12 protein-coding genes are annotated in these 12,154 nt (G+C 40.6%); 1 reads left to right on the forward strand and 11 read right to left on the reverse strand.

Annotated features, from left to right (window positions below):
• Positions 1-65 precede the first annotated feature (65 nt).
• From AB4153_RS12595 to rpoE, 3 genes are read right to left on the reverse strand one after another with little or no spacing between them, the layout of a single operon-like run.
• Entirely contained in the window at positions 66-1,022 is a 957-nt protein-coding gene (locus AB4153_RS12595) for a MucB/RseB C-terminal domain-containing protein (RefSeq protein WP_102529696.1), read from the reverse strand.
• Positions 1,023-1,034: 12 nt separating this feature from the next.
• A complete protein-coding gene (locus tag AB4153_RS12600; RefSeq protein WP_102529697.1) occupies positions 1,035-1,649 on the reverse strand; it encodes a sigma-E factor negative regulatory protein in 615 nt (204 codons plus the stop codon).
• A gap of 25 nt (positions 1,650-1,674) precedes the next feature.
• Complete coding sequence (gene rpoE, locus AB4153_RS12605; protein ID WP_102529698.1) at positions 1,675-2,253, reverse strand: RNA polymerase sigma factor RpoE; 579 nt, start codon at positions 2,251-2,253, stop codon at positions 1,675-1,677.
• 224 nt (positions 2,254-2,477) lie between these two features.
• Here rpoE and nadB point away from each other — a divergent pair, with 224 nt between their 5' ends.
• On the forward strand, positions 2,478-4,091 hold the full coding sequence (gene nadB / locus AB4153_RS12610) for an L-aspartate oxidase (protein ID WP_102529699.1): 1,614 nt from the start codon (positions 2,478-2,480) through the stop codon (positions 4,089-4,091).
• 73 nt (positions 4,092-4,164) lie between these two features.
• On the opposite strand, the gene AB4153_RS12615 is transcribed toward nadB, so the two are convergent.
• The 8 genes from AB4153_RS12615 to ptsP all read right to left on the reverse strand — a co-directional run bounded on the left by AB4153_RS12615 (position 4,165) and on the right by ptsP (position 12,143).
• Positions 4,165-4,590 carry a protein YgfX gene (locus tag AB4153_RS12615; RefSeq protein WP_371997673.1) on the reverse strand — a complete coding sequence of 142 codons (426 nt, stop codon included), beginning with the start codon at positions 4,588-4,590 and terminating at the stop codon, positions 4,165-4,167.
• Between the two features lie 76 nt (positions 4,591-4,666).
• Positions 4,667-4,915 (reverse strand): succinate dehydrogenase assembly factor 2, encoded by a 249-nt coding sequence (locus AB4153_RS12620; RefSeq protein ID WP_102529701.1) that lies wholly within the window; start codon positions 4,913-4,915, stop codon positions 4,667-4,669.
• 31 nt (positions 4,916-4,946) lie between these two features.
• Complete coding sequence (gene nhaR / locus AB4153_RS12625; protein ID WP_102529702.1) at positions 4,947-5,879, reverse strand: transcriptional activator NhaR; 933 nt, start codon at positions 5,877-5,879, stop codon at positions 4,947-4,949.
• 27 nt (positions 5,880-5,906) lie between these two features.
• Positions 5,907-6,248 carry a hypothetical protein gene (locus AB4153_RS12630; RefSeq protein ID WP_371997779.1) on the reverse strand — a complete coding sequence of 114 codons (342 nt, stop codon included), beginning with the start codon at positions 6,246-6,248 and terminating at the stop codon, positions 5,907-5,909.
• A 62-nt stretch (positions 6,249-6,310) separates the two neighbouring features.
• The gene (gene nhaA / locus AB4153_RS12635; RefSeq protein WP_102529704.1) at positions 6,311-7,483 is read right to left on the reverse strand and encodes a Na+/H+ antiporter NhaA; all 1,173 of its coding nucleotides are present in this window, start codon (positions 7,481-7,483) and stop codon (positions 6,311-6,313) included.
• A gap of 642 nt (positions 7,484-8,125) precedes the next feature.
• Positions 8,126-8,977: a thymidylate synthase gene (locus AB4153_RS12640; RefSeq protein WP_102529705.1), complete on the reverse strand. Its 852-nt coding sequence runs from the start codon at positions 8,975-8,977 to the stop codon at positions 8,126-8,128.
• A 97-nt stretch (positions 8,978-9,074) separates the two neighbouring features.
• Entirely contained in the window at positions 9,075-9,878 is an 804-nt protein-coding gene (locus AB4153_RS12645; protein ID WP_102529706.1) for a sulfite exporter TauE/SafE family protein, read from the reverse strand.
• A 30-nt stretch (positions 9,879-9,908) separates the two neighbouring features.
• Positions 9,909-12,143 carry a phosphoenolpyruvate--protein phosphotransferase gene (gene ptsP, locus AB4153_RS12650; protein ID WP_102529707.1) on the reverse strand — a complete coding sequence of 745 codons (2,235 nt, stop codon included), beginning with the start codon at positions 12,141-12,143 and terminating at the stop codon, positions 9,909-9,911.
• Positions 12,144-12,154: the final 11 nt, after the last annotated feature.

Genomic DNA, 12,154 nt, shown 5'->3' on the forward strand with positions numbered 1-12,154 from the left:
GACAATGCGGGTTGCGGCGGCGTTGAAGGAGTTTGAGTTGAAGGCGTATCTGACATGCTAGATAGTTACTTCAAAATGAGACTTTTAGCAATACGATTTAGAGTTTCTGCTGGTACTTTACCCACAGCGACCACTTCAACGTTCCCAACTTGCTCAACGACCATAGATAAGCCATTGCGGGTAATAAGTTCATCTGGCATTGGGCTGTCACCCATGCGCGCAACATAAACCGAAATATTCACTAAACCGTCGCTTAAAGCAATATATTCAACTGATTCATCACTGCCAATTAAACGATGGTGATCTTTTACCACCATATGAAAACCTGCAGGTAACCAACTGAACTCCCAGTTCTGGCCTTTAATGCGCTCAGCAGGATTCATTACTGGCGGTAAACCTTGTTTTTCCGCTTCGATTAAAATTTTCGCAGGTTCGTTAAGTTCAAGTAACTCAATGACCATCATTTGTTCGAGCAATTGTTTTTCTTGATTCACCATGTCATATCGAAGTGGTAAACGTGTGTCCATATCAATCCACACTTGCGACATAAAGCGATTATCATCTACGGGAATAATACGGATCATCTGACCTGGACGGCCAGCGATTCTGCTGCGACCACCTAAGACAAACTGATAACCTTGCTCTAAAGAGCTAACATCAGTTGCAAAAATAGTTGGCCAAACACCTTGAATACGAGGAGCATTTATACTGTAAGCGGGTTGGTCGTGCTCAATAAAAGTGACAGTATCAGCAACTCTTACTGCATTTTTAGGTGGACCATTGAGGTATTCTAAAAAGGCAACTTCTTTATCATTCACCGTACCATGAAGATAAACTAATGGACGAATATGGTCTGCTTGAAGCTGAATTATAGAGGATTTGTACTGTTTGGTTTGTAGCGCTTGGCTCATACTTTCAAGCCAAGCTTTTGCAGACATTTCTTCTTCAGCAATACTTTCAGTATTGCTATTGGCAAATGTAGGAAATGCCAATACAACAAGGGCTAACAGGATTAGACGCAAGCTAACTCCAAATTATTTATTAACGTTTTGTTCAATAGCGTCATTGTGCTGCACAACGACACCTGAATTCAACCTTTGTTGTAGCATATGGTCTTGAATATAAGAATTAATTCTACGACGTTGCTCAACAACATTGTCATTACTAACACTAGATTGATTCTGCACTGCGCCAGTTTGTAAACTCACAGGAGAAGCGGTACCCACTAATGGACGCGTGTTTAACACAGGTAATGGTGAATCAGCGTTTTGGTCTTGACCGTAATTTTGTACACCGACAATAGCAACCATAGCGACAGTAGCAGCAATTGCATATTGGCCAAATTGCTTAAAGAAAGGCACAACATTGTCTTTCTTAGTCTCAGTAGTAGCCACTTTGGCATCATGAGTTGACGTAGTTTCAGTTTGAGGCGCGATAATCGCAGGTTCTAACTCAATTGCTGCTGCAATGTTTGCAGTAAGATCTAAATCAATTGTCTGCGGTAACTCACCACGCATAGCATCACCAATCATATGATAGTTTTGCCACTGTTTGTGTGAGTTTTCGTCTGCTGACAGTTCCGCTAATGTTTTAGCATCTACTTCGCCGTCAACTGCTGATGAAACCCATTCTTGACCTGATTTAAGCATTTTTCACCTGTGTCAATAAAGACTATTACTGTTCCAGCAAAGGCTGGAGTTTTTTATCGATTGATTCCCTGGCTCGGAAGATTCTTGATCTTACCGTTCCAACAGGACAATCCATGATATTGGCAATATCTTCGTAACTCATACCATCAAGTTCACGAAGTGATATTGCAATCTTCAATTCTTCTGGCAACGTTTCTAAGGTTTCAAAAATCACCTTATTAATTTCATCCGACAAAACTAAACGTTCTGGAGATGCAAATTCTTTTAACGCATCACTGCCTTCGTAGTATTCAGCTTCTTCTGCATCAACACTGTTAGCCGGTGTTTTTCTGCTCTGAGAAACCAAATGGTTTTTTGCAGTGTTTACTGCAATTCGGTACAACCAAGTGTAAAACGCACTTTCACCACGAAAATTAGGTAATGCACGATAAGCTTTAATAAAGGCTTCTTGTGCCACATCGGCGATGTCAGCTTGATTTCGAATATAACGTGATATCAAGCTCATTACTTTATTTTGGTACTTCTGAACTAACAGATTAAATGCGTTTTTGTCACCGCGTTGTACACGCTCAACTAACTGTTGATCACTTATTTGTCCACTCATCCGAGCCGACTACTCCTAAATCTATAATACTGATTTCTCAGTCGCTCGAATCATATTCACAATAAAGTAGACTCGCATGCTTTGAAAAAGTTCGATATTGAATGAAAAAAATTTAATTTTTTATAAAAAATGGTTAAATATCGCTTAATAGTAATGTCTCAGTACCCAATAAAGCGGTTTTGTTTTACCATTATAGAACCATATTAAGTCACCCATGATACCTTATGAAACAAGCAGTTGAACACCAATCTGATATTTTGGTTATAGGTAGTGGCGCAGCCGGGTTAACGCTGGCACTCCATCTAGCTGAAAAGTCTAAAGTTATTCTTCTTTCTAAAGGGCCGTTAGCTGAAGGCTCAACCTACTATGCCCAAGGCGGAATCGCTTCTGTATTTGATGAATCGGATACAATTGAGTCCCATGTAAGCGACACCTTGATTGCTGGTGCGGGCCTTTGTGACAAAGAAGTGGTGACTTATACTGCCGAAAATGCCAAAGCTTCAATGAAATGGCTAATTCAATGTGGTGTCGCTTTTGATAAGGAAGAAACTCCTGACGGCGATCAAAGCACAGCGCCTTATCATCTTACGCGCGAAGGCGGACATAGCCATCGTAGAATTTTGCATTCTGCTGATGCCACAGGCAAAGCGGTGCAAACGACTTTACAAGATCAAGCATTAGCGCATCCAAACATCCAAGTCTTAGAGCGTTATAATGCTATTGACCTTATTACGACTCGTAAATTAAACCGACCCGGTAACCGCGTTGTCGGTGCCTACGTTTGGAATCGAGACGCTGAGCATGTAGAAACTGTCACAGCAAAGTTTGTTGCAATCGCTACAGGCGGTAGTTCAAAAGTTTATCAGTATACTTCTAACCCTGATATTGCCAGCGGCGATGGTATTGCTATGGCTTGGCGCGCGGGTTGTCGTGTAGCCAATATGGAATTTAATCAATTTCATCCAACCTGTTTATACCATGCAGATGCGCGTAATTACTTATTAACTGAAGCATTACGCGGCGAAGGGGCATACCTTAAACGTCCCGATGGTAGTCGGTTTATGCCAGAGTTTGACGAGAGAGCCGAGCTTGCGCCTCGTGATATCGTCGCACGCGCCATCGATTATGAAATGAAGCGCTTAGGTGCAGACTGTTTATATCTTGATATCAGCCATAAACCAGCAGACTTCGTGATAAAGCACTTCCCTACGATTCATAAACGCTGTTTAGAATTTGGCATAGATATCACTACAGACCCAATTCCAGTGGTGCCTGCTGCGCATTATACTTGTGGTGGGATCATGACTGACTTACATGGTCAAACTGACATTAATGGCTTATACGCCATTGGCGAAGTGGCTTATACAGGTCTTCATGGTGCAAACCGTCTAGCAAGTAATTCATTATTGGAATGCCTCGTCTTTGCACGCGCGGCTGCACATGACATAGAAAGCTTATTAACAAAAATCCCAACGCCTGGCCCTGTCCCTCATTGGGATGAAAGTAAAGTGAGCAACTCAGATGAAGAAGTCGTCATTGCCCATAACTGGCACGAACTGAGATTATTCATGTGGGATTATGTCGGTATTGTAAGAACCGACAAACGCTTAGAGCGTGCTTTACGTCGCTGCGCTATGTTGCAACAAGAGATCCAAGAGTATTACAGCAACTTCCGAGTCAGTAATAACTTACTGGAATTAAGGAACTTGGTTCAAGTGGCTGAATTAATTATTCGCTGCGCAATGGAGCGAAAGGAAAGTCGAGGGTTGCACTATAATGCTGATTATCCGGAACAATTAGAAAATCCACAGCCGACGATCTTACAACCTGAAAGATAACGATTGATAGAGACGATTGAGATAGCTCCTGAGAAATGTCAGGAGCTATGATTTGATCATTGCACTAGCAATATTAATTGTCTTGATTTCGTTTAAGTTTGTTTAATTGCCGACAAAGTTGTCGGTAATTTTTATCCGTGAGCATATCGCTCCACACTATCAACAATTGCCTTTTCTTCTTTTTTGAACTTGATGATTCAAACTCAATAAACATCACACAAGCAAACACTGTCACGATAGCTGAGCGCCAAACGACAAAAGCATCATGATCAAGTGTTCCATCTCCCGTTTCAGAAAGGTATAAATCACAACGTTGCCGCCTAAGCTGGTTTATATGCCAAATGAAGAAGGCTGTGACCGCTAACAAGGTTAAACCACGCAATATACTCAAACCAACAAAGTGGCTTACAGGCCACAACAGAAAACTGGTTAAGCAAACACAAATGAGGACAATATGAGAGAGGAACTGGTTAAAAGAGGCGCTTAAAGTTACATGCACAGGTTAAGCGCCATTTCTTGCTTGATACAGCATTAAGAAGATAGGCAAAATAGAGATTCTATTTTTATTGAAACAGTTAAGGCTGAGGACGGCCACGTACTGTAATTACCATTTCAGCCATCGCGTTATTAGGGCACACTTCATGGCCCATAAACCATGCAAATAGCTCTGGGTCTTCACAAGCGAGTAGATCAATAAAGGTTTGTTTATCAATATCAGAAAGCGCTTCGTAATGTGCATCTACAAAAGGCTGAAACAGGACATCTAACTCGAGCATCCCTCTACGACATGCCCAGCGAACTCTAGCAATATTCATTAATTCCAACGCACTTCTCCTAACATCTTCTGAGGATATTTTATCTTTGATGTGAACTACGGTGTTCAACATCTTGTACCTGTGGATCAACACCTGCGAACAAATCAGTAAAATCAGTTTCTAATAACCGCTTAACTGCCGGGTGTTGGATCATCCGTTCGGCAAACATAACGTGATATTCTTCTTTAATATCGTCTGTTTCACCAATTAAAACCATACCTTGTGAGAGTATATCATGACGATAAATTGATGGAGCAACAAATATACCACGCTTAAACAGTCCAAACGCTTTCATCATCGCTGCATCGTCAAACTCACCTAATATGCTTACATCGAGATTTTTTTCAGCAAACCATCTATGTAGCTGCTGCCCAAGAGATGTCCGCTTACCTGGGATTAATAGCTTTTCTTGTTCTAAGCATGCAGGGAAATCTAATGAGGGTTTTGAAGCAGCAAAAAAACTAATACCACACTCACCGAGCTTCTTAGATAAAATCTCAGGATATTTAAGTGATTCACCTGCTGAGTCAGACAAAATCATATCTAATTTGTGTTCACGTAAGCGCTGAATCAAGTTTTCATGGGTAGATTCATAACAACTCAAATGCATTGAGCCATCATTTGGGATCACTGTTAACAGCACACGGCTAGCTAAAGCTTTAGACAAAGCTGCAGCAAACCCAACTTCAAATAATATTGATTCATCTTTATGATAAGCCAATAAATCTAGCATCTCATAGCTGAGGCTAAACATTTTATCAGCATAGCGAAAAATTAATTCGCCTAATTCGGTGGGTTCTAATGAACGGCCTACGCGATTGAATAAACTGCCATTTAGGCGTTCTTCTAAAGCGCGAATTTGACCTGTAATCGTTTGCGGAGCGAGACATAAAGCTTCGGCGGCCTTAGCCACCGAACCTTTTTTTCTAACCATCCAAAAGTAATATAGATGGTTATAATTTAAATGTTGCATGCATATAAACCAGCTAAGAAAGATGGTTTATTTTAATCGCTGACAGTCCAACAAGCTATCAATTAATATCGACAACTCGCTTAAGTTGTTAACGTTTTTAGCAGCAGTTTGTTCCTGAATAGCTAAAACGATATCATCTTTATGCGGTTTTCTGTCAGCACAAAAACTGCGGTTAGCCTCTTGATAACGCTTACCAGCTCGATACTTAAGTGCACGAGACTCATATCCATCATCAGCTTCTAAACGACTACCTGACGCATCAGTGTGATACATCAAAGCACCATCAACAACGCCATCTAAATAGCTTTTACATTCGTTTGATTCAACGCTTGTTTGACATACGTTAAACGAAGTAGCTTGGGCTGGCATGGTAACCACGCCCATTGCTAGAGCTAACATCAACAGTTTTATTTTCATTATTTGCACCAGCCCTATTTTGCTTTAGCTTTAGGAAGCACTTTATCAAGCCATACATAACCAATAACAGCAGCTAGCATAGATCCCATTAGAATACCTAAACGGGCAAAGTCACCAAAATGCTCAGGGGCTGATTCGAATGCAAGTGAAGAAATAAACACTGACATTGTGAAACCAATACCGCACATGATAGAGACTGGAATAATTTGATTCCAAGTAATACCAGGTGGTAGTTCAGCCCATTTTAGTTTTACAGCAGTATAACTGAACAATAATACACCTACTGGCTTACCAAGCAGCAGACCTAGGATAATACCGATAGTTACAGGCTCAGCCAATGAAGTGATGCTCATTCCTGATAGCGATAATCCAGCATTAGCAAATGCGAACACAGGTAAAATGAAGAATGTGCTCCATGGGTGTAAGCTATGCTCTAAGTGTTCAGATGGTGAAGACCCATCTTTAGCACGTAAAGGAATACAGAAAGCAATAATCACACCTGCTAATGTCGCATGCACACCAGATTTAAGAACAGCAACCCATAGAATCACACCTAATAAACCGTATGGGATTAATGAACTAACGCCCTTACGATTCAATGCAACCATCAATGAAATTGAAATTGCTGCAACGATTAAGCTCGTCATTGATAAATCAGCACTGTAGAACAGAGCGATAATCACGATCACACCTAAATCATCCATAATAGCTAACGCTAATAAGAACACTTTCAGTGCAACAGGAACACGGCTGCCTAATAAAGCCATAATACCTAGAGCAAATGCAATATCAGTCGCAGCAGGAATTGCCCAACCAACTTGCGTCACAGGATCTGAATAGTTGAATGCCAGATAGAATAAAGCAGGGAATACCATGCCGCCGATAGCAGCAAAAGTAGGTAAAGATGCTTTGGCAACACTTGAAAGTGCACCTTCTAATAGTTCACGCTTTACTTCTAAACCAATAAGTAAGAAGAATAGAGCCATTAGTCCGTCGTTAATCCATAATAATAATGGCTTATCAATATCTAATGAACCCACACGCACTTGGACTTCTGTATCAAGGAAACCACTGTATAAACCCGCTAATGGCGAATTTGCCATTATCATAGCCAGTGCTACAGAGATCATTAAAATGATACCCCCTGCAGATTCTTGACTTAAGAAATTCTTAATTGCACGTTCCATATATAACTCCATAAAAAACAATTATTATCAGTCTATCGGATTTTTTCAAACAATCATAATCGTTAGTTTCGCTCTTATAGCTCGGCTTTTCCGATGTGTTAATCAACTTTTACAGCACCAAGTCACAACATGAAAGCCAATTGAGACTCAGATCTACGTTTGAGCGGAAGTTTGCACACAAAACAGAAATAAGCGCATATTTATTTAACTGAGCAATAATCGTGCGCTTGACGAAATTAAATACAATTAACTGAATTAGTAACTGATAAAATAACAATACGCTAGTTTAGTTTTTACACAAGAATATTAGACTAGTGCAATATAGCTTGTGGTTTTAGCCACATTTCATACTAACTAAAACTGATTGCATAACTATTAAAATATTTTAAGAAAACGATCATCTTTTAGCTGAGAGCTAAGGCTTGTTATTTTTCACTTAGGTTACTTTGTTGGGAAAAGCCATCTTTCACGCGATACATTTAAGCATCAAATGTAGATGACTTATTTTTTGTTGACATAGAAGCACAAGTTAAGTGCTACTTGGTCAGTATTAGCACTAATGATTTTAAATGAATGAACCCATTTAAAATGAGTTCATCAGTCTTAGATATTTAATTTTTGGCTATGGAAGCATTTCGCTAACTATACTGAGAAGGGATATTTTATCGCTTCATGGTGTTGATAGCCCACCACTTCAAAATCATCCATTGTTACCCAAGTTTCAAGATCTTTCAGGGTTTTAATCTTAGGATTAATCTTAAGTTGTGGTGACGGGAAAGGTTCACGCGTCAATTGCTCATTTTTCATTAAGTCTAATTGGTCTTCATAGATATGAGCATTGATAATTTTGTGATAAGCCATTCCAGGCTTATTGCCAGTAATCTGCGCCATCAACGCAAGGAAGGTATAAACTTGAATTTGATTAAAGTTGAGTCCAAGCGGCACATCACAAGAACGCTGGTAGCTGGTTAAATAAAGCGTGTCGCCTAATAATGAAAAGGTGTGAGTGTGCATGCATGGACGCAAACAGCCCATATCAAATTCACCAGGGTTATAGAATGTGATAATCTCACCACGGTCATCCACACCTTTAGATAAGTTATCAACGATTTTAGCTAGTTGATCAACAGTACCACCAGAGGTTTTCTGCCAGCGACGGCCTTGAACGCCATACACACGGCCCATATCGTCTTCCCCTTTACGATGTGGATTAGCTAGCCAACTCTGATTATCATTCGAATTCATGTCCCAAGTTTTGGTTCCTAAAGCACGAAAATCAGCGGCACTATCATAACCTCTGATATAGCCAATTAGCTCTGCAATTGCAGACTTCCAATAACTTTTTCGAGTTGTAATAATAGGAAATTGGTTATTCTTGACGTCATATTGCAAATCAGCATTAATCACGGTTAAACAGCGCTTTCCTGTTCGTTCGTTTTCAATCCAATGACCGTTATCGACGATGTTCTGACAAAGATCTAAATACTGACGCATTCTTCATTCCTATTATTATAAGGTTCAACCCACCAACAAATGTCAAAAGTGACGTTCACATAGGGACTGTCGGCAAAAAACAATGATACCAATAAATCTACACCGATAAAGCCATTTTTATTCCAACAATCATCAAAAGCCCGGCAAAAACTCGCTTTAAAATTGGTGTAGGCCAAGTACTTGCAGCTTTAACACCCAATGGCGCGATTAACATTGAACTGATAATAATCCCTGCCAATGCGGGAAGATAAATAAAGCCAAATGTCCCTTCAGGCAAATCAGTAACCTTCATACCGGCGATGATGTAGCCTGTTGTACCTGATATTGCTATCAAACAACCTGTCACAGATGAAAATCCAACCGCTTGCCGCATTTGCAAACCACAAAAAGTTAAAAAAGGTACCAGTAAAACACCGCCACCAATTCCCATTAACCCAGCAATGATGGCTATTAATGTGGAAACTAAAAATAGCACCACAAACTTCGGTGTTTGTTTATTCGCTTTAGGTTTAAAGGGAAATGCCATTTGTATTGCCATTAACACTACAAACACGGCAAAAGCACGTTGCAGATCATCAGAAGCAATTTGTTCAGAGATAAAACCTGAAGCTAGTGCGCCAATTAATATACCTGGCAACATAGGTTTAAACAGCGTCCAAGGCACATTGCCTCTTTTATTATGCGCAACAGCAGAAGAAAGCGAGGTTAAAATGATCGAAGCGAGTGAAGTCGCAATAGCTACATGGGTGAGTTGGCTTGATTCAACACCGACCCATGGCAAGAGATATATAAGTGCTGGGACAATAATTAAGCCGCCACCGATCCCCAGTAACCCAGCCATAAAACCTACGAAGCCGCCAAGTACTAGGCATATAGAAAAAACCAATAAAATATTGTCCACAGTAAAACCTTATCCGTGTAAAAGCAGAACTTAATGCAAGATTGATATTAAATCGTGTTCATTAAGGTATTCGTTGAGTAAGAGGCGTACCTGTTCTCCATTAGATAAAGTCAGTGCTTTATCTAATAAAAGTTCAAGAGACTGCTTATCAATTCGTCTTAGTAAGTAGTTGATCCTTGCGATACTGCCTTGGTTCATACTCAACTTTTGGTATCCCATTGCAACTAATAGCAAAGCGCCCATGGGCTCTCCAGCTAACTCGCCACAAATACTGGCATCTAAACGATAGCGATTACAATCGGTAATCGTCCATTTTAACGCTCTTAATACCCCAGGATGAAAACTATCAAACAAAGGGCTAACACTGGGATTATTTCTATCTACTGCAAGTAAATATTGGGTTAAATCATTACTGCCCACAGACACAAAATCGACACGCTTGGCAACATCTTCTAATTGGAATAATAATGAAGGGACTTCTAACATGACGCCGATTTTAGGCTTAGGAATACTTCTATTTAATTCTTCAGTAATCTCACTAAAAGCCTGCTCTAGATACAGTAAAGTACGATCAATTTCATCTAGATTACTGACCATTGGCAGTAAGATTTGCAACTGTGCAGAATCTGCATTAGCGGTTAGCATTGCGCGCAATTGCATTAAAAACAATTCTGGGTGATCTAAAGATAATCGAATGCCGCGCCAACCCAAAAATGGATTATCTTCGTTAATCGGGAAATAAGGTAACGGTTTATCGCCGCCAACATCAAGAGTACGCATGACGACAGGTCTATCGCGAGCAGCTGACAAAACCTGTTTATAGACATGCACCTGTTCTACTTCACTTGGAAAGCGCTGATGCAACATAAAAGGAATTTCAGTACGGTACAGCCCAATGCCATCAGCCCCTTCTGCCATATCAGTACTCAAGCCACTTAATAAACCTGCATTGAGATACAACTGTATACGGTGACCATCGAGTGTTTGTGCTGGTAAAGATAACTCAGCAGAGAACTGACGTTGCTGCGCCTGGTTTTCTGAAATGAGCGTGTAATACTCGTGAAGCACTGCATCTGATGGATCGACCAACAGCTGGCCACTGTTGGCATTTAAAACGAGTTTTTTATCATCAATGTTAGCAGCTAGTACTTGATCAGCACCCACAATTGCGGGAACACCCAAAGCGCGAGCAAGAATTGCTGCATGGGCGTTCACGCCGCCAAGTTCGGTCACAATACCTGCGAGTTTTCCACGCGGAAACTCAGCCAATAACGTGGCATCGACTTCTTTAGCGACTAAAATAACGGGTTTTGCAGGGGCTAGGTCTAATTTATCAGGCTCAATAAGTTGGCGAAGTACCTTTTGGCCTAATTCACGGATATCACTGGCTCTTTCCTTAAGGTAAGGATCTTCCATTGCCATGAATTGCTCAATATAACGCATTGACACACGGCTTACTGCAGACTCTGCTTGCCAGCCTTGTTCTACTTCACGTAAGTATTCGCCACCTAAACTTGCTTCATTGAGTAGTAGTTGCAAAGCTGAAAATATCGAAGCGATATCGTCTACTTTTTCGCGATCAAAACGTTGAGACAATGTGCTAATAATGTCACTACAGCGCTGCATCGCGGTCTTTAATCTTTGTAACTCTTTTTCAGTATCAGAAGATTTACGCTCATCTTGAACTAGCGAGATTTCGCCACCTAAAACAAACGCATCTGCGATTGCAATGCCCTTAGATGCGCTTGTGCCTTTAAACACAACTTGCTGCTGAACGTTACTGATAGCCGCTTTATTTTTTAAGCTGCGCACCACAACGGCTAGTTGCGCGGCAAGTGTCATTAAAAAAGCTTCTTCATTTTCACTAAATTGTCTTGGCTGTGGCTGTTGCACCACGATAACCCCGACGACTTGCTTTTGAAAAATGATCGGCACAGCAAGAAAAGCACGATACTCTTCTTCTTCAACTTCTGGGAAAAATTTAAAACGATGATGAGACTTTGCATCGGCAAGATTAACTGCTTCTTCCTTTTCAGCAGCTAAGCCAACTAATCCTTCAGATAAAGGCATTTTTACACTATTGATGGCTGCACTAGCAAGTCCATCGGTTGCAGAAAGCACAAGATGTTGTTGCTCAAGAATATAGATTGAGCAGCATTGTGTTTGCATCGCTAACTTAGTTTGCGACACTAACACATTTAATGCTGATTCAAGGCTGCTGGCTCCTGCAACAGCTTGAGTGATATCCCTGAGCGTGTTTAACACTTTCCTTGCCC

Source organism: Shewanella sp. 10N.286.52.E4 (assembly GCF_041468785.1).
In the GTDB taxonomy this organism is placed as follows: domain Bacteria; phylum Pseudomonadota; class Gammaproteobacteria; order Enterobacterales; family Shewanellaceae; genus Shewanella; species Shewanella electrodiphila.